17 protein-coding genes and 2 pseudogenes are annotated in these 20981 nt (G+C 60.5%); 10 read left to right on the top strand and 9 right to left on the bottom strand.

Features of this window, described 5'->3' with window-relative positions:
- Positions 1–552: 552 nt before the first annotated feature.
- The 5 genes and pseudogenes from HWQ56_RS29180 to HWQ56_RS24950 all read left to right on the top strand — a co-directional run bounded on the left by HWQ56_RS29180 (position 553) and on the right by HWQ56_RS24950 (position 3573).
- Positions 553–852 (top strand): DUF2247 family protein, encoded by a 300-nt coding sequence (locus HWQ56_RS29180; protein WP_233270974.1) that lies wholly within the window; start codon positions 553–555, stop codon positions 850–852.
- A 127-nt stretch (positions 853–979) separates the two neighbouring features.
- A complete protein-coding gene (locus HWQ56_RS24965) occupies positions 980–1462 on the top strand; it encodes a hypothetical protein (protein ID WP_176572001.1) in 483 nt (160 codons plus the stop codon).
- An 896-nt stretch (positions 1463–2358) separates the two neighbouring features.
- Complete coding sequence (locus HWQ56_RS24960) at positions 2359–2589, top strand: hypothetical protein (protein ID WP_158153842.1); 231 nt, start codon at positions 2359–2361, stop codon at positions 2587–2589.
- 137 nt (positions 2590–2726) lie between these two features.
- On the top strand, positions 2727–2960 hold the full coding sequence (locus HWQ56_RS28965) for a hypothetical protein (protein ID WP_209008694.1): 234 nt from the start codon (positions 2727–2729) through the stop codon (positions 2958–2960).
- Between the two features lie 262 nt (positions 2961–3222).
- Positions 3223–3573: pseudogene (locus HWQ56_RS24950) on the top strand (immunity 8 family protein).
- Positions 3574–3673: 100 nt separating this feature from the next.
- On the opposite strand, the pseudogene HWQ56_RS24945 reads toward HWQ56_RS24950, so the two are convergent.
- The 3 genes and pseudogenes from HWQ56_RS24945 to HWQ56_RS24935 form a co-directional block, all read right to left on the bottom strand.
- Positions 3674–3808, bottom strand: a pseudogene (locus tag HWQ56_RS24945) (transposase); the annotation flags it as partial.
- A gap of 12 nt (positions 3809–3820) precedes the next feature.
- Positions 3821–4192 carry a PilZ domain-containing protein gene (locus tag HWQ56_RS24940; protein ID WP_176572000.1) on the bottom strand — a complete coding sequence of 124 codons (372 nt, stop codon included), beginning with the start codon at positions 4190–4192 and terminating at the stop codon, positions 3821–3823.
- A gap of 42 nt (positions 4193–4234) precedes the next feature.
- A complete protein-coding gene (locus HWQ56_RS24935; protein ID WP_158153839.1) occupies positions 4235–4684 on the bottom strand; it encodes a methyltransferase family protein in 450 nt (149 codons plus the stop codon).
- A 219-nt stretch (positions 4685–4903) separates the two neighbouring features.
- On the opposite strand from HWQ56_RS24935, the gene HWQ56_RS24930 reads away from it, so the two are divergent.
- The 4 genes from HWQ56_RS24930 to HWQ56_RS24915 all read left to right on the top strand — a co-directional run bounded on the left by HWQ56_RS24930 (position 4904) and on the right by HWQ56_RS24915 (position 10001).
- Positions 4904–6970: a carbon starvation CstA family protein gene (locus tag HWQ56_RS24930; protein ID WP_176571999.1), complete on the top strand. Its 2067-nt coding sequence runs from the start codon at positions 4904–4906 to the stop codon at positions 6968–6970.
- Between the two features lie 18 nt (positions 6971–6988).
- Complete coding sequence (locus tag HWQ56_RS24925) at positions 6989–7186, top strand: YbdD/YjiX family protein (RefSeq protein ID WP_008371622.1); 198 nt, start codon at positions 6989–6991, stop codon at positions 7184–7186.
- A 142-nt stretch (positions 7187–7328) separates the two neighbouring features.
- Entirely contained in the window at positions 7329–8285 is a 957-nt protein-coding gene (yjiA, locus tag HWQ56_RS24920; RefSeq protein WP_425331919.1) for a GTPase, read from the top strand.
- Between the two features lie 69 nt (positions 8286–8354).
- Positions 8355–10001, top strand: a complete 1647-nt coding sequence (locus tag HWQ56_RS24915) for a bifunctional metallophosphatase/5'-nucleotidase (RefSeq protein ID WP_176571998.1) — start codon at positions 8355–8357, stop codon at positions 9999–10001.
- A 127-nt stretch (positions 10002–10128) separates the two neighbouring features.
- Here HWQ56_RS24915 and glyA read toward each other — a convergent pair whose 3' ends face one another.
- Together glyA and HWQ56_RS24905 are read right to left on the bottom strand one after the other, a co-directional pair.
- Entirely contained in the window at positions 10129–11382 is a 1254-nt protein-coding gene (glyA, locus tag HWQ56_RS24910) for a serine hydroxymethyltransferase (RefSeq protein ID WP_158153836.1), read from the bottom strand.
- A 136-nt stretch (positions 11383–11518) separates the two neighbouring features.
- On the bottom strand, positions 11519–15352 hold the full coding sequence (locus HWQ56_RS24905; RefSeq protein WP_158153835.1) for a sensor domain-containing protein: 3834 nt from the start codon (positions 15350–15352) through the stop codon (positions 11519–11521).
- A gap of 245 nt (positions 15353–15597) precedes the next feature.
- Between HWQ56_RS24905 and ettA the strand changes: the two genes are divergently transcribed.
- Positions 15598–17262 carry an energy-dependent translational throttle protein EttA gene (ettA, locus tag HWQ56_RS24900; RefSeq protein ID WP_158153834.1) on the top strand — a complete coding sequence of 555 codons (1665 nt, stop codon included), beginning with the start codon at positions 15598–15600 and terminating at the stop codon, positions 17260–17262.
- A gap of 41 nt (positions 17263–17303) precedes the next feature.
- Here ettA and HWQ56_RS24895 read toward each other — a convergent pair whose 3' ends face one another.
- The 4 genes from HWQ56_RS24895 to HWQ56_RS24880 all read right to left on the bottom strand — a co-directional run bounded on the left by HWQ56_RS24895 (position 17304) and on the right by HWQ56_RS24880 (position 20751).
- Positions 17304–17750 (bottom strand): GreA/GreB family elongation factor, encoded by a 447-nt coding sequence (locus HWQ56_RS24895; protein WP_158153833.1) that lies wholly within the window; start codon positions 17748–17750, stop codon positions 17304–17306.
- Positions 17751–17853: 103 nt separating this feature from the next.
- Complete coding sequence (locus tag HWQ56_RS24890; protein ID WP_158153832.1) at positions 17854–18204, bottom strand: hypothetical protein; 351 nt, start codon at positions 18202–18204, stop codon at positions 17854–17856.
- Between the two features lie 124 nt (positions 18205–18328).
- Positions 18329–20182, bottom strand: a complete 1854-nt coding sequence (locus tag HWQ56_RS24885) for an Lnb N-terminal periplasmic domain-containing protein (RefSeq protein ID WP_176571997.1) — start codon at positions 20180–20182, stop codon at positions 18329–18331.
- An 80-nt stretch (positions 20183–20262) separates the two neighbouring features.
- Complete coding sequence (locus tag HWQ56_RS24880; RefSeq protein ID WP_158153830.1) at positions 20263–20751, bottom strand: DUF3015 domain-containing protein; 489 nt, start codon at positions 20749–20751, stop codon at positions 20263–20265.
- Positions 20752–20981 lie beyond the last annotated feature (230 nt).

Here is a 20981-nt window from a genome sequence, read left to right as displayed (position 1 = left end):
CTTCCGAATCAACAAGTTTTTGGGGTGGACGGAAAACCAATACCGGTGTACTCAGAGAAGCTCAATGGCCCTTATGCCACACAAGAATTTCCATCGACTCCGGTTGCGCATGGTTTTCCCGATATTGTCGATAATCATGTAGGCAATGCGACTGAGTGTTCACTCAACAACGGCTCGTCGCTTTACCAAGCATCAGGTAGCTACAATGGTGTGGCGGGTAGGTTTGAATGGATTGTAGATCCGAAGTTGGGGGAGTGTAACGCACAGAATGTTTGTGCCAAATGAAATTGTTAAGGGTATACTGGTGAAGCCATGATTCAAGCAGTCTTTGAACGAATTGCCAAACATGGCTTGACTGACTGGGCTGTTTTGCTCAGGGCGTCTGTGGTATTCCTAGCCTTTTGGGACGCTTGCCAGCGTTTTGTGTGGAGAATTTTGCAACCGCTGAACTTGAAAAGGTAGCGGGAAATAATCCCTTGCTCGATGTGATTGTTAGCTTGGATAACGATAGTGGGCTGCCTTTATCTGAGCTATGCCCGCTGTTGCAAAAAAATGAGTGAGTTTCAAAATGCGGACATGCAACGAGCCAGGGAAATATGGCGAGCTGTTGCGCGGGATGAACTTCTAACAAACCTAGACCCAGACCCGCTCTATGGGTTGATAAAGCTTTCTGAGTTTTGGGCAAGTTGGGAGTGGCCTGCTGATGCTCCACTGTCGATGACTCCTAGTGCGATGGCTTTACCAGAGTATCAATACCACTTTGCATCAAACTATGATCACGTTGTTCATGAACATAAGCAATGGTTGAAAGATAAACTGGCTGTTATGAGCTATAAAAAAGTTCCGACCTGATCTGTCAATCTCAACACCGGCCTCCGAGCTTCGTGAGCAGTTTAAATCGCTTATGAGAAGCCATGGCGTAAACGTTACTCATGCTCCTGGGATATCTAGATGATAGATGAGCTGAAAAAAAAAGCTATTGAGTAAACTAGAGGCTCAGTGGGTAAGTAAAATTGAGTATAATTCTGGAGGAGCTCTTTTGAGTTGGCTTCCTGTCACAACGTTGTGTAGGGGGCGCTTTATTTTGGGGATTACTTCCAAGGGGCTTTGGGCTAGGTCGACAGAGTCTGTCGTTCAGACAGTCAGTGACGAAACGCTGTGTGTGTTTTTTTTACCAGTTTTAGAAGAGCTACCAGAGGTGGTTCGTTGCAAGATGGTTGATGGGCTCAAAGGTTATGGGCTTTCCGAGGAGTTCGTAGATTTATTCCCGTTTGAGCAAGTTGTATTGGCAGGCCTTAGAAGTCGCAGTGAGTATTGGTCTGTCTTGGCATTGAAATGGGCTTTGTTCGTTTCGAGATCTAATAGTTTGGAGGCGGAGCTGGATGCGTTGAGTAAGTCTGGAGAGACTCAAAAAATACGTCACTCGGCCAGAAAAATAGCTAAGCAGATGAAAGTCTTGTGATATAGGCTCGGTTTTGTCGTTGGTGCAAATTTGAGGGGTGGCGTTAAGTGAAAAAAATAAAGTTGATGAAGGATTATCAGTGTCATCCGCTTTGGGATATGTCCCCATGGGTATGGGGACATAGCTCCTTGCGAGCTTCCTATCTCTGAAGAGCTTCAGCTGCGTCTATCAAAGTGGGCCGCTATATACGATGAAACAGTGGGTGCTGATTATCCGCCAAACTCTGGGTTCAAGATTGAGGATGGCGCAGTGGTCTACGAATTCAGCGCCACGCCCGAGCAGTTCAAGGACAGCGCGCTGTTCACTCGGCCAACACCACCATATACGACCCACCCGGCGGGGTAGGGGTTGTTCCTGACCTGTTAAATAGAGAAGTTTTATATGTTGTGTCCAAGGTGTGAGCAGGGAGATATTGTCAAGGCTGAAATTATAGCTGACAACACTTGCTTGTTCATATGTCAAGAGTGCGAGGCCTCATGGTTTTTATACGAAGACATTGGGGTTAGGGACTTTTTCGACTATGGGACTTATATGGAAAGTCTAGGACTAAAACCACTATGGAGTGAGTTGAAAATTACTCCTGAGTAGGTGCAAAAGGCGCAGGCACTGCGCTGGAAACAACCGATCCCATTGCTGTGAGTGGTAGTCGGGCAATCGACAAGGCGCAGAGTTACGAAAGTGTTGTGCGTGGGATGTATGGGAATACTTCGTCTGCTGAGCGTCAATACACGGCGCTTGTCGATGGGCAATGTGTCGGGCAGTACGAGGCAATGGATGGAAAGCTATGACGATGCAGGAGAAGTAATCCGTGTCCACCCGAAAAGTATTAATGGGCAGCCGGTTGATGCTCAGCACTATCCTCCGACCGGAGCGGAGTTAAAGAGTTGGGGGCAGCAATGAGCATGGAAGATATAGTGGCTGACAGACTTAAAAGAGCAGTTGCTGATGGATTTGATATTTTTAAAATATCAAAAGAGGCACTTGATATTTACCAAGATCCAAACCTTTCTCTTACAAAAGCTTTAGATATTGCGTTGTTGTCACTAATGGCAATGGTCGAAGGGCCAGAGTTTGAGATGACAGAAAAAGAATTTTATGATTTTTTATCTGATATTCGCCAGGCGTAGTTTTTCAATATGCGCAGCTTGAAAAAGCGAGATAGGCGCTATCTCTAACGACGCGGACCTGAATGCAGGTCACTGGCACGAGTTGGAGCGTTACGCCACTGGTTGGGTGGATACCACCACTATTACGGACGAGATGAATGCTGATCCTTACCAATTCGGATTGGCAGCGTTACGTGGGTGGTCAGCCGAGAGCGGTTGGAGCGGATGTTGTTAGTGGAGGTGCAAAAGGTGGAGCTGCTAGCTCCGACGCTGAAAATGCGACCTTGTACCCAAAGCCGAAGGATCAACTGATACAAGAAAACCTGAGCAATATTGCGGCTCAGGACTCAAGATTAGCTGCGGCTGTGAACGGCAGTGGAACGAAAATCTGAACTTCTCTATAGGTCAAAGTACATCTTTCGAAGCTAATCAGTTGGGTAAAACCTGGGTTGGAGGTTGTGCGACAAAAACAAGTGATGGGCTTGGTTTGGTTAGCGCAGACGGCACTCGTGTATATAGGCCGCCGACACCCAAAGATTAATTTTTTGCAACGACAGGCGTGCAGGCCAATTTCGAAATGTACAACATCAACCCGGTGACAGGTCAGCGCGTAAAAGTAAGTAACGGCCATCTGAATGTGGCTGACTAGGAGGAATGATGCGTGCTGTTATAAAAAGTATTTCTAATGATTTTTTTGATGTCGAGATCTACGTCCCTGAGAATGTATACAATTTTTCTTTAAGTCTTCGTATTCGAATTGGGCTTGACAGTACGCAAGGGGCAGATGATTTTGAACTTTTCATCTGCACTCCAAAGTGGTTGGAAGAGACAATGTAGGAGCCTCATTGGGGGAGAGGTCTATTAATTGTTCGAGAATATGATTTTTCGACTATTAATGGATTGATTCATGAGTATGTGAGTCGCTGCGAGGGGGATAGCTGGGAAACTATCGTGATAAAGCTGGGAAAGATATTTGCCTGGGAGTTTGATGATTACCAATCCTAACCAATAGGATTGTTTATCTAACAGCGGCCATGTGCAGTGTTGCGTTATCTGTAGAGGTCTCGACTTGATCTGACACCCTGACACCGCCGCGTTCCTGCTAGAGCTGGTTCACCCAACGACGCAAGGCCGACTCAACCAGCCCAAGCGATCGGGCTGCTTCGGTATGGCTGTAGCCTTGGTCGAGCACCAGGCACGCAGCCTCGCGCTTGAACTCTGGGGTAAAGGTACGACGCATTAGCGCGCTCCCTCAAACCTCCACCAATGCCCCCAACTCCCGCTCCAACTCCTCCATATCCCCCAGATTCAACTCAATGATCCGCCGCAAATGGCCAATATCCTCCAGCCCAATGTGCAGGCATGCAAACCCCAGATGCCCACGCTCTTCATGACGCAGCTCCGCATCCATGCGCACTTCGATCAGGTCGGTGAGGTGAATCTTGATCAGGAAATGCTTCTCGAGGTCGGCGGCTTCCCAGTCCGTCGGGCGGTCGATCAGGGCGCCGCGCAGGGACAGGTCGATCAGTTTCGCCGGCCAGGTACGGTCGCCCTGGCTGATTTCGGTTTTGGCGTCGAAGGCGACGCGCTTGAAACGGCGGCGGTCGTCGTGGCTATCGGTCATGGGTGCGGCCCTCTGCGATTCCAGTGACTATAGCCTAGTGTCTCAAAGCCATCTTCGAACCCGTCGACAATACTGACGATAGGCGTCGCCAAAGGTGCGCTCCAGTTGTGCCTCGTCGGGGCGGATGACGGCGCGGTTCATGATGGCGATCAAGGCGGGTAGCAGCAGCCAGGGCCAGACGCTGCTCAGCAACACGCCGATGCCGCAATAGCTCAGGGTGTCGCCCAGGTTCACCGGGTTGCGGGACACCGCGAAGGGGCCGCTTTGCAGCAACTGGTCGGGGGTGTCGAAGTTGCTGGCGGTGGTGTGCTGGCGGCGAAAGCGCAGCATGGCCCAGAACGACAGGCCCTGGCCGAGAATGATCAGGGCCGCCCCTGTGGCCCGGGTCCAGCTGGTGTCCGGGATGGGCAAGGGCAGGGCGTAGCTCAGGGCGATGGCTACGGCGATGAAGGTCAGGTACAGCAGCGGCGGTGGAAACGGAGCCTTGGGCATGGGGCGTTACCTGTGCGGTGGGCTTACTTAGTGCGACCGGCTTTTGGCCGCGGTGTTCACTGGTCTGCTGGTACTTGCCAAGTGCCAGCCAAGGGCGGATAAAAATGACAGTCATCCTGTAAAAGAAGGCTCTAGACCAACGTGGGGGGTGGTCTTTCCCACGAGTGCCGCTAGACTCGCAGGGCTGACTTTCGTATCCACTTGGTTGGAATAAAAAAAATGAACAACAACAATGGTCTGCTGCGCCATCTGCCATGGCTAGTGGTGGCAGCACTAGGAGCGTGCGCCCTCGGCGTCGTGGCATTGCGCCGTGGCGAAGCGGTCAACGCACTGTGGATTGTGGTCGCGGCGGTGGCGATTTACCTCGTTGCCTATCGTTACTACAGCCTTTTCATCGCCAACACCGTGATGCAACTGGACCCGCGCCGCGCTACGCCGGCCGTGCTCAACAACGACGGTCTGGACTATGTGCCGACCAACAAACATATTCTTTTCGGTCACCACTTTGCCGCCATCGCTGGCGCCGGCCCATTGGTGGGCCCGGTACTGGCCGCGCAGATGGGGTACCTGCCGGGCACCCTGTGGCTGATCGCCGGCGTGGTGCTGGCTGGTGCCGTGCAGGACTTCCTGGTGCTGTTCATGTCCACCCGCCGCAACGGTCGTTCGCTGGGCGACATGGTGCGCGAGGAGATGGGCCGCATTCCAGGCACCATCGCCCTGTTCGGCTGCTTCCTGATCATGATCATCATCCTGGCGGTGCTGGCGCTGATCGTGGTCAAGGCCCTGGCCGACAGCCCATGGGGCATGTTCACGGTGATGGCGACCATCCCCATCGCGATGTTCATGGGCGTGTACATGCGCTATATCCGCCCGGGCCGCATCGGTGAGATCTCGATCATCGGCGTGCTGTTGCTGCTGGGCTCCATCTGGCTGGGGGGCCAGATCGCCGCAGACCCGCAGTGGAACAAGGCGTTCAGCTTCACCGGTATCCAGATCACCTGGATGCTGATCGGCTATGGCGCGGTCTCGGCGGTACTGCCGGTATGGCTGGTGCTGGCGCCGCGTGACTACCTGTCGACCTTCCTGAAGATCGGCACCATCATCGCCCTGGCGATCGGCATTCTGATCACCACGCCGCTGCTGAAAATGCCGGCCCTGACCCAGTTCATCGACGGCACCGGCCCGGTGTGGAAGGGCGGGCTGTTCCCGTTCCTGTTCATCACCATCGCCTGTGGCGCGGTGTCGGGCTTCCACGCGCTGATCTCCTCGGGCACCACGCCCAAGCTGCTGGATAACGAGGTCAACGCGCGCTACATCGGTTACGGCGGCATGCTGATGGAGTCGTTCGTGGCCATCATGGCCATGGTTGCCGCGTCGGTGATCGAACCGGGTGTGTACTTCGCCATGAACAGCCCGCCCGCCGTGGTGGGGACTGACGTGGTAGCGGTAGCGACCGCGGTCAGCAACTGGGGCTTTGCCATTACTCCGGATGCCCTGCAGGCCGTGGCCCATGACATTGGTGAGAACACCATTCTGGCCCGCGCCGGTGGTGCGCCGACCCTGGCCGTGGGGATCGCGCAGATCCTGCACCACGTGCTGCCGGGTGAGAACACCATGGCGTTCTGGTACCACTTCGCGATCCTGTTCGAGGCGCTGTTCATCCTCACGGCGGTAGACGCCGGGACCCGTGCCGGGCGCTTCATGCTGCAGGACTTGCTGGGCTCGTTCGTGCCAGCGCTCAAGCGCACTGAGTCGTGGACGGCCAACATCATCGGCACGGCGGGTTGCGTGGCGTTGTGGGGCTACCTGCTGTATCAGGGCGTGGTCGACCCGCTGGGCGGCATCAACACCCTGTGGCCGCTGTTCGGTATTTCCAACCAGATGCTGGCCGGCATCGCGCTGATGCTGGGCGTGGTGGTGCTGATCAAGATGAAGCGCCAGCGCTACATCTGGGTACCGTTGATTCCGGCGGTGTGGTTGCTGGTGTGCACCACGACGGCCGGCTTCATCAAGCTGTTCGACGCTAACCCGGCGGTGGGTTTCCTGGCCCTGGCGAAGAAATACAGCGCCGCGCTGGACGCCGGGCAAGTGATTGCCCCGGCCAAGGACATCAACCAGATGCAACACGTGATCTTCAATGCCTACACCAATGCGACACTGACCGGGCTGTTCCTGTTCGTGGTGTTCGCGATCCTGGTGTATGCCATCAAGGTCAGCATCGCCGCGTGGGGCAAGAAGGAGCGTACCGACAAGGAAGCACCTTTCCAGGCGGTGCCTGGTGCGTGACCAACGAGGTAGGCAGACATGTTCAATGACCTGAGCCGGCTTGGCAAATACCTGGGGCAGGCCGCCCGCCTGATGGTAGGCATGCCCGACTACGACAACTACGTAGAGCACATGCAGACCAAGCACCCGGACAAGCCGGTGATGGACTACGAGGCGTTCTTCCGCGAACGCCAGGAGGCCCGCTACGGCGGCAAGGGCGGGCCGAAGTGTTGTTGAGTTAAGGACTTTACCTGCTGACCCCTCCGGGACCGGGCGAAGCTCGGGAAACAGACGCTGCGATACCCTCTGGTACACCGCGTCGCCTGTTTCCCGAGCTTCGCCCGGTCCTGCATGGGAAGGCTTGAAACCTGGAGAATCGATGTTGTCTTCCCCCATCCCCGTCACCATCCTCAGCGGCTTCCTGGGCGCTGGCAAGACCACCTTGCTGCGCCACCTGCTCAAGGCCGAACACGGCCTGAAGCTCGCGGTCATCGAGAACGAGTTCAGTGACGCTGGCATCGACACCCAGCTGCTCGGCGATGCCCCGGTGCAGGTCATGACCCTGGCCAACGGCTGTGTGTGCTGCACCATTCACACCGACCTGACCAAGGCCCTGTACCTGCTGCTGGAGCGCCTGGACAGTGGCGAGATCGCGTTCGACCGCCTGGTGATCGAATGCACCGGCCTGGCGGACCCGGCCCCGGTGGCGCAGACCTTTTTCATCGAGGAAGAGCTGCGCGAGCGCTATATCCTGGACGGCATCATCACCCTGGTGGACGCCGCCAACGCCGACGTGCACCTGGCCGAGACCATCGCCCAGGCCCAGGTAGGCTTTGCCGACCGGCTGCTGGTGAGCAAGACCGACCTGGTCACGCCCCAAGCCTTCGAAGCCCTGAGCCAGCGTCTGACCCGCATCAACCGCCGTGCACCGGTACGCGTGGTGGAACATGGGCGTATCGACCTGGCCGAGCTGCTGGATGTGCGCGGTTTCAACCTCAATGGCAGCCTGAGCTTGCGGCCGGTGGTAGCAGCAGCCAGCGTCGACCGCATATCCAGCATGGTGTTGCGCACCGACAAGCCGCTGGATATCGACCGCCTCAGCGACTTCATGAACCAGTTGCTGGAGGACCATGGGCGGCAGTTGCTGCGCTACAAGGGCGTGCTGAGCATCGCCGGGGAAGATCGGCGCCTGGTGTTCCAGGGCGTGTTGAAGCTGTATGGCTTTGACTGGGACACCGAATGGGCCGAGGGCGAGGCGCGTGAGAGCGTGATGGTGTTCATCGCCGATGACCTGCCTGAGGCCAGGATTCGCGAAGGCTTCGAAGCCCTGACCTGACGCCGTTGGCGTGTGGGCGCTGGCTTGCCAGTGAGCTGCCAAACAGCCGGAGAACTCAAGGAGAGTGCGATGTACCGAGTGTTTAAAACCGCAGCCCTGACACTGGCGCTGGCCCTCGCTGGCTGTGCATCGGCCCCGCCCAGACCGGTGGCGGTGAACATCGTTGCCATCAACGACCTGCACGGGTACCTGCAGGCCAACGGCTATGCCTACAAGGACGCCAACGGCAGCGTTCAACGGGTAGAGGCGGGCGGTATCGCCACCCTGGGCGGCATGCTGGACCAGTTGCGCAAGCAAGACCCGCAACTGCTGTTCATCGGCGCCGGCGACCTGGTAGGCGCCAGCCCGCCGCTGTCGGCCATGTGGGCCGATGAGCCGACCTTGCTGGCCCTGCGCGGCATGGGCCTGAAGTTCAGCACCATCGGCAACCACGAACTGGACAACGGCAAGGCCGAGTTCCTGCGCCAGGCCAACGGTGGCTGCCAGTCTTCGCGGCCTGACAAGGCCTGCCGGTTCCAGGCCGATTTTCCTGGTGGCGGCTTCCCCTACCTGGCGGCCAACCTGATCGATACCGACACCGGCCAGCCGTTGCTGCCGGCTTACCACATAGAGACGGTGCACGGCGTGAAAGTAGCCTTCGTCGGGGCAGTGCTGCATGACGTGGCCAAGGTGGTCAGCGCCAAAGGCATGCAGGGCCTGAAGGCTACCGATGAAGCGGACGCCATCAATGCCGTGATCCCCCAGCTCAAGGCCCAGGGCGTCAATGCCATCGTCGCCGTGGTGCACCAGGGCGGCAATACCCCGGAGCCCTACGACAAGCCGAACTGTAGCCGCTTGCAAGGCGATATCGTCGATGTGGCCCAGCGCCTGGACCCGGCGGTGGATGTGTTGATTTCGGCGCACTCGCACCAGGGATACCTGTGCAAGGTGGGCAACCTGCTGGTAACCCAGGGCAGTTCCTACGGCCACCTGCTGACCCATCTGACCCTTGAGGTGACCCCGGGTACCCACCAGGTCACCGCCATCGAGGCACAGAACCTGCTGGCCGACCCGCGCAAGTATCACCCGGACGCCAGGATGGCGGCGTTGCAGCAACAGGTGGAGGCGCGCAGCAATACGGTGCTGCTGCGCCCTGTCGGCACGCCCGGCGCCCCTGCCATCAGTGCCGCGGCCGATGCCAACGGCGAGTCACCCCTGGGTGACCTGATCACCGATGCCCAATTGGCCATGACCCGCACGTTTGGCGCACAGATCGCCTTCACCAACCAGGGCGGCATCCGCAACCACCTGATCCTGGCACCGGGGCAGACCCAGCTCACGTATGCCCAGGTCGCCAGCGTGCAGCCGTTCAACAACACCCTGGTATTGATGAACCTGACGGGCGCGCAGTTGCAGCAGGTGCTGAACCAGCAGTGGCAGGGCGCTGGCTTCAACCCGTTGCAGGTGTCCAGGGGGTTCAGTTATCGCTGGGCGGATAACAGGGTGGTGCCAGGCAGCCTGGTGCTGGATGGCAAGCCGGTGCGGCTGGAGCAGACCTACCGGGTGGTGATGAACAGCTTTCTGTCGGGCGGCGGCGACCGGTTTTCGGTGTTCCAGCAGGGGACGCAGCGCGAGGATAGCCGCATGATCGACCTGGATGCGTTGCTGGGGTACCTGGCGCAGCAGCCGAACGCGGGGGCTGGTTCGCCAGCGGGGCGCATCATCCGCGTTCGCTGAGAACCGCATCGCTTGCTTCCCGAGCTTCGCCCGGTCCCACAGGTGATCGGGAAGCAGGCACCGCCTATCCCCAGGCATAAAAAAACCCGGCTCACAGAGCCGGGCTTCTCACATCAAGGCTTGGCGATCAGTTGCCGTATACCGGCAGCTTGGCGCACACGGCCTTGACCTTCTCGCGAACGGCGTCGATTACCGCTTCGTTGTTCAGGTCGGCCAGGATGTCGCAGATCCAGCCAGCCAGTTCCTTGCACTCTGCTTCCTTGAAGCCACGAGTGGTGACGGCCGGGGTGCCGAAGCGCAGGCCCGAGGTCACGAACGGCGAACGTGGGTCGTTAGGCACCGAGTTCTTGTTCACGGTGATGAACGCTTTGCCCAGGGCGGCATCGGCGTCTTTACCGGAGATTTCCTGCTTGATCAGCGACAGCAGGAACAGGTGGTTCTGAGTACCGCCCGACACGACGTCGAAGCCGCGCTCGATGAACACGCTGGCCATGGCCTGGGCGTTTTTCACCACTTGTTGCTGGTAGGCCTTGAACTCAGGCTGCAGCGCTTCCTTGAAGCACACGGCCTTGGCGGCGATGACGTGCTCCAGCGGGCCGCCCTGGGCGCCCGGGAACACGGCCGAGTTCAGCTTCTTCTCGATGTCGGCGTTGGCGCGTGCCAGGATCAGGCCGCCACGTGGGCCGCGCAGGGTCTTGTGGGTAGTGGTGGTGACCACGTCGGCGAATGGCACCGGGTTCGGGTAGACGCCAGCGGCGACCAGACCGGCCACGTGGGCCATGTCGACGAACAGGTAGGCACCGACCTTGTCGGCGATTTCGCGGAAGCGGGCGAAGTCCAGCACTTGCGAGTAGGCAGAGAAACCGGCCACGACCATCTTCGGCTTGTGCTCGACCGCCAGGCGCTCGACTTCGTCGTAGTCGATCAGGCCGTTGGCGTCGATGCCGTATTGAACGGCGTTGTACAGCTTGCCCGACGAGGAAACGCTGGCGCCGTGGGTCAGGTGGCCGCCGTGGGCCAGGCTCATGCCCAGGATGGTGTCACCGGCTTGCAGCAGGGCCAGGTAGACCGCGGCGTTGGCCTGGGAACCGGCGTGTGGCTGGACGTTGGCGTAGTCGGCACCGAACAGTTCCTTGGCACGGTCGATGGCCAGTTGCTCGACCACGTCGACGTACTCGCAGCCGCCATAGTAGCGCTTGCCTGGGTAGCCTTCGGCGTACTTGTTGGTCAGCACCGAGCCTTGGGCTTCCATGACGGCTGGGCTGGTGTAGTTCTCCGAGGCGATCAGCTCGATGTGCTCTTCCTGGCGCTGAGCTTCTTGCTCCATGGCGGCAAAGAGATCGGCGTCGTACTTGGCAAGGGTCAAATCACGGCTGAACATGGCGGTCCTCAAGGATCGGGCAGGGAAAAAGGTGATCAGGCGCGCATTCTACCCCATCGGGTTTTATCTGGCATATGAAAGGCAGTCATTGCGTTGACGAGCGGGCCTCATGCAGCGTGTGCAGAAGGGCCCGCGCTCAATCGAACATGAACAGGGCGTCGTTGCTGAACTGCGCCTCGAAGCGGCTGGCCTGCATGGGCCGGCCGAACAGGTAGCCCTGCACTTCGTCGCAACCGTGCTCGCGCAGGAAGTCCAACTGCTCATGGGTTTCCACGCCCTCGGCGATCACCGCCAGGTTCAGGCTGTGGGCCATGGCGATGATGGCACGGGCGATCTGGGCGTCCTGTTCGCCTTCGGGCAGGCCGTCGACGAAGGTGCGGTCGATTTTCAGCACGTCGATGGGGAACTGCTTGAGGTAGTTGAGCGACGAATAGCCGGTGCCGAAGTCATCCACGGCGATGCTCAGCCCCAGGAATTTCAGGCTGTCGAGGATCTGCATGGCCTCGTTCACTTCGCGCATCAGGATACTTTCGGTCAGCTCGAGCTCCAGGCACGCGGGCGGCAGCCCGGTTTCCTTGAGAATATTGGCGATGCGCGTGCCCAACTGGCCGTCGGAGAATTGCCGTGCCGAGATGTTCACTGACACCTTGGGCACCCGCACCTTGGCCTGGTGCCAGGCGCGCAGTTGGCGGCACGCCTCGGTCAGCACCCAGTCGCCGACGTCCACCACCAGGCCCAGTTCTTCGAGCACCGGGATGAAGTCGCCTGGCGGCACCAGGCCACGGCGCGGGTGGCGCCAGCGCAATAACGCTTCGGCCCCGGTCAGGCGCTTGCCGTCGCCGCTGAACTGCGGCTGGTAGTAGAGGATGAACTCTTTCTGCTCCAGGGCGTGGCGCAGGTCGCTTTCCAGTTCCAGGCGCTCCAGGGCGCTGGCGTTCATGTCGGCCTGGTAGAACTGGAAGTTGTTCTTGCCGCGTTCCTTGGCGTGGTACATGGCCGTGTCGGCGTTCTTCATCAACTGGCTCAGCTCGTTGCCGTCCTGAGGGCTGAGGGCGATACCGATACTGGCGGTGACGAAGAACTCGCGGTTTTCCAGCACGAACGGCCGTACCAGGCTGGCCAGGATCTGCTCGGCCACATGGATGGCGCGGTTCAGGGCCGCTTCGCGGGTATTGCGCGGTTGCAGCAGCAAGGTGAACTCGTCGCCGCCCATGCGCGCCACGGTGTCTTCGTCGTCGACACAGGCCAGCAGGCGCGTGGCCATGTCCTTGAGCATGCGGTCGCCGGCGGCGTGGCCCAGGGAGTCGTTGATCGGTTTGAAACGGTCCAGGTCCAGGAACATCAGCACCACCCACGACTTCTGTCGTTCGGCGGTCTGCAAGGCGTTGAACAGGCGGTCCTGGAACAGCGTGCGGTTGGGCAGGTGGGTCAGGGCGTCGTAATAGGCCAGGCGGTGAATGCGCTGTTCGCTAGCCTTGCGCTCGCTGATGTCGCTGAAGAAGCACACGTAGCTGGCTAGGTCGCCCTCATCGTCGAACACTGCCGTGATGCCCACCCAGGCCGGGTAATGTTCACCGTTGCGGCGCTTGAGCCACACCTCGCCTTCCCAGGTGCCGCGGCTGTGCAGCTGCTTGAGCACATAGCTCAGGTGCGCTTGTTGCTCGGTGTCGACGGTGAGCATGGTCGGTAACTGGTCAAGCACTTCGGCCACCGCGTAGCCGCTGACGCGGCTGAAAGCCTCGTTGGCCTGCACGATATAGCCGGCCGGGTCGGTGATCAGGATCGCCGACGTGGAATGCTCGAATACCGTGGCGGCCATGCGCAGGTCTTTCTCGGCGCGGCGCTGCTGGCTGATGTCGCGGGCCACGCCCAGAATGCCTTCGAAAGTGTTGTTATCGTCCCACACCAGCACCAGGCGCATCTCGATGGGCACCTTGCGGCCGTCACCGCGCAGGCAATCGAATACGTACAGTTGGGTGGGCAATTCGTTGCGCAGTTCGGCCAGCGCCTCGGGGTTGTCCAGTACCTGGCTGACCTGTTCGATCAACTGGTAGATGCCGGTCAACTGCTGAGGGTTGGCGATGGTGGACTGCCAGCCGTTGTCGAAGATCCACTTCACGTCGTAGCCCAGCACGGCCTGCACCGATGGGCTGACGTAGTTGAGCGCCAGTTGGCTGTCGGTGGAAAAGATCACGTCGCTGATGCTTTCGGCCAGCATGCGGTAACGCTGTTCACTGTCACGCAGTGATTCGCTGGCCTCGATCTGCTCGGTGATGTCCTTGGCCACACCGATGATACGTGTCACCCGGCCTTCGCCGTCGCGGGCCAGGGCCTGCTCGCGAATGTCGAAACGCAGCCAGTGGCCTTGCCTGTGCTTGAAGCGCAACTGGCATTGCTGCATTTCAAGTTCGGTGTCCTGGCGTCGGGCCAGGCGCATGCGCTGGTAGTCGCCGGCGTCTTCGGGGTGCAGCAGGATCTCCCAGAAATACTCGCCCATCTGCGCCAGTTCGGCCTTGCTGAAGCCCAGGGTCTGGCCCAGGTGGTGGTTGCTGTAGAGCATGCGCTGGGTGAGCACGTCCTGCACGTACAGGTGGTCGGGAACGGTGCGTACCACGTCCGACCAGAAACCCTCGCGCTCCACCAGCGACAGCTCCACGCTCTTGCGGCTGGTGATGTCGTTGATGCTCAGGATCACTGAGCCATGGTCGGCGGTGGCCTGGGGCAGGCGCAGGGTCAGCCACAGGTACTGGTCCTGGCCCAGGCGGTCGCTGATGCGCATCTCGGTTTCCAGCTCTTGCCGGTCGTCGAGCAGGGTGTCGAGCAACTGCCGGCCCACACTGTTGCCGGCCAGGCGGTCACTGCCGAACAGGCGCTGCCACGCGCCCTGGCTGTCAGCGACGTTGAGCAGGCCCAGCGCCATCTGGTTCACTTCGGTGATGCGCAGTTGTTGCAGCAGGCGCGGCCGGTCATCCGGGTGGGCGGCCAGCCAGGCATCCAGGGCGGCCCGGTCACCGATGGCATTTTCCCCCAGCAGGTCTTGCAGGCCGCGCAGGTCCAGCACGCAGAGGGCCACGCCGGTGCCTTCGAAAATATCGTGGTAGCGGCGACGCCCCTCATGCAACTGGCGCTGACGACGGCGCAGGTTCAACAGGGCCAGCATCGGCAGCAGCGAACAGGCACCCAGCAGCAGGAATTTGCCGATTAGCGCCGGCAGCAATTGCAACTGGGCGTCGTGCTGGTCGAACAGGGTTCGCAACTGCCAGTCGGTGTTGGGCAATGGCACAGTGGCCACGCTCTGTTGTTGTTCCTGGCTGGTCAGGGCCGGGCCCGTGGCCGCGCAGCGTGGGTCACGGCGCAGCACCTGGCCTTGGTCACGGCTTTCCAGCAGCCAGCGGGGCGGGGCGCTGGGATCGACCCGGTGGGTCAGACCGGCATACAGGGCGGTGTCCAGGCGCAGCAGCCAATACCCGTCGCTCGCCCGTTCACTGGCGGACAACAACAGGTACACCTGCTGGCCGTCATCACTCTGGCTGAAATGAAAGGCCTCTCCCTGGCTGCGCTTGACCAGGGCAGGAACGTCGAAGAGAGGTTGCTGGGCCAGCGTGTCGGCCAGGACGTTGCCCTGGCTGTCCAGCCGCGCCACGCTGCGCAGTTCCGGCAGGTGGGGTTGCAGCAGTGCCTGAATGGCCTGGGGTGTCTGGGCTTCGCCGCGCGTGACGCGGTACAGGGCCTGCTGGCCAACCAGCGCCATGTTCAGGCTCAGGTGCTCGCCCAGCACACTGGTGTACTCCACGGTACGTTGCCGTTGGTCGGCAATAGTGTGCTTGAACTGGTCGAGCAACTGCCACACCAGCAGCGTCAGCAACAGCAGGGCCAGCAAGGCCAGGGCGCTCTTCAGGGTACCGCGCGTCGGTTCGCCAGCCGCAGTGACCGGGGAGCGCAGGGATGACGGTTGAGTGAAGTTGGTCAAGCTGTGATCCTGCGGTCTGGCTGGCTGTGGCAGGTGGCCGGCAGGGGCCGTTGCAGTGGGGTGCAAAGGGGGCCCAGGCCGTTAACAGCGCGCACTATAAGCTGGACGCCCGAAGGGCGGCTAGCATGCCTTGTTTTATGGCTATGTGCCAGCACTGCTTGTCGGTTGTTTGCCCTGCTTCGCGCATTCCGGTAGCTTTGGCCTTCTCGCGGATTCTTCATCTGTCTACTGTTACCAGGTTTCTCATGGCCCAATACGTCTACACCATGCATCGGCTGAGCAAAGTTGTGCCGCCGAAGCGGGAAATTCTCAAAAACATCTCCTTGTCGTTCTTCCCCGGCGCCAAGATCGGCGTGCTGGGCCTCAACGGCTCGGGTAAATCCACCCTGCTGAAAATCATGGCCGGCGTCGACAAGGAATTCGACGGCGAAGCGCGCCCGATGCCCGAACTCAACGTGGGTTATCTGCCGCAGGAGCCACAACTTGACCCGGCCAAGACCGTGCGTGAAGTGGTGGAAGAGGCGGTCAGCGTGATCAAGGACGCCCAGGCGCGCCTTGATGAAGTGTATGCCGCCTACGCCGACCCGGATGCCGATTTCGACAAGCTGGCCGCCGAGCAGGCCAAGCTCGAAGCCATCATTCAGGCCAGCGATGGCCACAACCTGGAGCGCCAGCTGGAAGTGGCGGCCGACGCCTTGCGTTTGCCGGCCTGGGACGCCAAGGTGGAACACCTGTCCGGTGGTGAAAAGCGCCGCGTGGCCCTGTGCCGCCTGCTGCTGTCGGCCCCTGACATGCTGCTGCTCGACGAACCGACCAACCACCTGGACGCCGATTCCGTCGCCTGGCTGGAGCACTTCCTGCACGACTTCCCGGGTACCGTGGTCGCGATCACGCACGACCGTTACTTCCTGGACAACGTCGCTGGCTGGATCCTGGAACTGGACCGTGGCGCGGGTATTCCTTACGAGGGTAACTACTCTGGTTGGCTGGAGGCCAAGTCCGACCGTCTGGCCCAGGAGTCCAAGCAGCAGTCGGCCCATGAAAAGGCCATGAAGGAAGAGCTGGAATGGGTGCGCAAAGGCGCCAAGGCCCGCCAGTCGAAATCCAAGGCGCGTCTGCAGCGCTTCGAGGAAATGCAGTCTCAGGAATTCCAGAAGCGTTCGGAAACCAACGAGATCTACATCCCGGCCGGCCCGCGCCTGGGTGACAAGGTCATCGAGTTCAAGAACGTCAGCAAGGGCTACGGCGACCGCGTGCTGATCGACAACCTGTCGTTCGCCATGCCCAAAGGCGCCATCGTCGGCGTGATCGGCGGTAACGGCGCCGGTAAGTCGACCCTGTTCCGCATGCTGATGGGCAAGGAACAGCCGGATTCGGGCAGCATCGAGATCGGTGAAACCGTGCAACTGGCGTGCGTGGACCAGAGCCGTGACGACCTGGACGGCAGCAAGACCGTGTTCCAGCAGATCTCCGACGGTTCGGACAACATCCGCATCGGCAACTACGAGATCCCGTCGCGCACCTACGTTGGCCGTTTCAACTTCAAGGGCGGCGACCAGCAGAAGTTCGTCAAGGACCTGTCCGGTGGTGAGCGCGGCCGCCTGCACCTGGCCCTGACCTTGAAAGAGGGCGGCAACGTCCTGCTGCTCGACGAACCGTCCAACGACCTTGACGTTGAAACCCTGCGTTCCCTGGAAGAAGCCCTGCTGGACTTCCCGGGCGCCGCCATTGTGATCTCTCACGACCGGTGGTTCCTGGACCGCGTGGCGACCCACATCCTGGCGTACGAGGATGATTCGCAGGCCGTGTTCTTCGAAGGCAACTACACCGAATACGAAGCCGACCGCAAAAAACGCCTCGGCGACGCAGCGGCCCAGCCGCACCGGGTACGCCACAAGAAACTGGCGTAACAGGAACGGGGCCTTCGGGCCCCGTTTTTCTTGGCCTGCGGTCAACCCAGGTCGATTTCGACGATCTCGATAGCCAGGTCACCCACAGGCCGGCGCCACACCACCTCATCCCCCACGCGGGCGCCGAGCAATGCGGTACCCAGTGGCGAGCCCCAATTGATCCGCCCCTGGGTCGCATCCGCTTCATCTTCACCCACCAGGCACACCCGCTGTTCCTCGCCCTGGGTATCGGCAAAGGTCACCCAACTGCCAATCTGCACCTTGCCATTGTCCGTGGCGTTGACCACCTGCGCGCTCTGCACCCGCTGGGCGAAGTAGTGCAGATCGGCCAGGCGTTGGGGGTCGTCGCCAGGGCCTTGCAGGTCGCGCAGGCGGGCCTTCAGCAAGGCCAGGCCCTGGGGGGTGACGTAATTGGGCTGGTCACTGACCCGTCGCTCCGCAGCCTGGGTGGGCTGGGCATGGTCCTCGTTGACGAAGGCTCGACTCACGGGTACTCCTTTTGGTTCAGCGTTGCCGTCTTCCCGACCCTTGCTCAGTCCCGCAGGGAAACGCGGTGGGACCGGGCGAAGCTCGGGAAAAGAACGACGCAATTCAAGGGTGATAAGCGCGGCCTTCACCCTGGGTCTTCTGCTGCTGCCAGGCGCGCTCACGGTCATCACCGTGCTGCACGCTCCAGTCGCTCTGGTTCGGCTGCGCCGCCGCGCTGGCCTGGCATTGGCGGAAGCCGTCATCCCAGCCTGTGGCATACAACTTTTCATGCAGATAGCGGGGCACGTTCTTCTGGAACTGGCCATTCACGCCGGCCGCTTCGCGCCCACTGCCGCAGCCATCCTTGAACCCGTCGGCGTACGCGGGCGGGTAGCCCTGGCTGATCATTTGCTCATGGGTCGACTGGCAACCCACCAACACCACCATCACACTCACCACCGCCCAGCGCCACATGATTCGACTCCCGATCCATGCCCACCGCACCCGTCTGGAAACAGCGACGGTTAAAGGGTGGACCCATGAGTCAAGTCTAGGTTCGATTTAGTCGCGGCCGCGTCAAACCCGTGTGATGGAATTGTCAGTAGTGGTACCACTTCACCTCCAGCATCACCTCGTTACGCGGCCCGGTGAGTTCGCTGAAGTCGCGCTGAGCGCTCAGGCGTAGGCCCAGGTTGCGTGACAGCTCCCATTGCTGGTTGAGGCTCAGGGTGCGACGTACTTCGCCGTTGAGGAAGTAGTCGCCCTGGGCTTCCAGGCGCAGGTTGCCCAGTCGGTTTTTCCACAGCAGGCCGCTGTCGAAGCCGGCGGCGGGTGAGAGCATGGCCGAGAAGTCGTTGTTGTGTTCTACCCGTACCGTGCCCAACGCGAAGGCCAGGGTATCGTCCCCCAATTGCCAGGTGCCGCCGGCGCCGCCGTTGACATGGCTGACCAGGGTTTCGTCGCCGTGTTTGCCCAGCACGCGTTCCAGGCCGCCAGTGACCTGCCAGGACCAGGGTTGCAGCAACGCGTTGCGCGGGGTCATGGAGCGGATGGTGGCCAGGTCCAGGCGCTGTACCTGCCAGTGGTTGCCCTCGTACTGGCGCAGCTTCATGTTGAGGATTTCGATCTGCGCACCCAGGGGGAAACCCTGGGCGTTGTCGTTGAGGTCGTGATAGGCCATGCGCAGGCCGTATTCGCCGAAGGCCTTGCCGTCGCGGCTGCCCACACCCACTTGCCAGGTGCGCGAATCGTGGCCGTCTTCCGGCAGGCCGGGGCGTTCCACGTTCAGGGGCGGCGGCGGGTTCTGGCTGATGGCACGGAGCAGTTGATAGCTGCGCTGGGTACGGCCAGCATCGCGCTCCTGGCCAGTGGCGCGGTAGCGCTCGAGGCGGTACGCGGCATCCAGGACCAGCGCCCGGCGGTCAGCGGCCAGCGCCTTGAAACCGGGGCTTTGCAGCTGCGTGGTGTCTTCGGCCACCTTGAGCACCCATTGCTGCTCATCGGCGTCCAGTGGCTTGGCGCGGGCCAGCAGTTCCCGCTCGCGGGAGGGGCGGTAGTCGATCTCGCCCACCATGCCTGCCTGCTTCACGGCTTTTACCGTGTCGGTGGGAATCGCCGTCAACGGGAATTGCGAGGTCAGGCGCAGGCTGGGGCGGGCCACCTGCAGCAACTCCAGCAAGCGATACGAGCAGTTTTCGTCGAAGAAGAAGTAGTCGAAGCGTATCTGCTTGAGTTCCCACACATGCTCCACCATGCGCCCGGTTTCCTCGGGTGTCAGGTCCAGGTGGTATTCCCACAGGTCGCGGTTCTCCAGGCTGCCGTACTCGGCCAGTTTCTGCTGGTAAGGCACCAGCGAGAACATGCCGGGGTAGCCACCGGCCAGGCCTTTCCAGGCATACAGGATGCTGTTGTCGTTGCCTTCGATGTAGGCACCGAAGTTGATCGCCGAACTCAACAGCGCGGTCTTGTCCTGGCTTGCCTGCGCCTGGTCGATACGCAACAGTGTGTGCCCGAACATGGACGAGGGGCTGTTGAGGTAGGCCGCCGGGAACACCAGCACGGTGTGGTAGGGCGAGATGTCCTTGTACCAGCGGTGAAAGTCGCCGCAGTCGGGCGTGGGCAGGTCTTGCAGGCCCAGCTGCGCGCGCAGCCAGCGGGTACGCGCGGGGAACACGCACTGGGCATGCAGGTCGCCCTTGTTCGCCGGCGCATACAGGGCGTCGACGGTGGCGGCCAGTTCCTGGTCGGGGTGGTGGGCGCCGTCGCGGGCCAGGAAGAAACGCGGGTCATCGACGTAGCTGCGCCAGCCGCCGAATTTGGCGGGCGTGTAATGGCCCAGGGCAAGCCAGTACGGGTCGGCTGCCAGGGTAGTGATTCGGGATGGATCCACGTGAGGGGCGGCATGCAACGGGGCGCACACACAGAGCGCCAGGTAAGCAAGGCGTTTGAGCATCGTTGGCAACTAAGTCAGGTGGACGAAACGGCGTGCCGGGGTGGCGTGAAATCCCGCCCCGAGGGGCGGGCGGTTCGAGCTTAGGCCTCGACGGCGTATTTGGCCAGGCGAGGGTCGGTTTTGAGCACGTTCATGGTGTTGGCGTGAACATCGTCGGCCGTCACATTGGCGGTCTTGAAGATGTCCTGGAAGTGCTGGTGGGTGACGGATTCGAAGTAGGCTCGGTCTTGAGGCGCCACGCCCAGTACCACCGCGTAGGTGGTCAGCGCTTCGCCTTGGCCCTTGGCCATGTCTTCGGAGAGCTCGTTCATCATGCCGTTCATGGCGATCCACGACTTGCCGCCGTAGGTCAGTGCCGCATTGGTGGAGCAACCGTTGGTGCCCGAGGTCATGCCGAAGGTGGCGTTACCCGAGGTGCCGTTGGTGGTGGATGCCAGGAAGTGAGCCGGTGTGCCGCGCTGGCCCGCGAACAACATGTTCCCCCAACCGCAGTCCGGACCGCCAGGGGCCTGGGCCATGGCGTTGAGCGAGACAACGGTGAACAGCGTACCCAGAAGAATCCGTTTCATAGCTTTGTTCTCTTTGTAAGGTGCAAAACCAAGGGTTCAGGATTGCCTGGCACTGCTTCGCTCCAGGACGCAGTTTGGAGTTTAGGCGGGGTTTACTGGTTCCACTGAAAAACTGGCAATTTGCACACAATGATGACCTGTGGGACCGGGCGGAGCTCGTGAAGCACCCCCCGAACCTTCAGTTGCACCCTGTTGTTCGCTTCCCGAGCTTCGCCCGGTCCCACAGGGGG

The sequence above is a fragment of the Pseudomonas eucalypticola genome, from assembly GCF_013374995.1.
Lineage (GTDB): Bacteria > Pseudomonadota > Gammaproteobacteria > Pseudomonadales > Pseudomonadaceae > Aquipseudomonas > Aquipseudomonas eucalypticola.
This window is presented reverse-complemented; position numbering and strand designations above follow the sequence as displayed.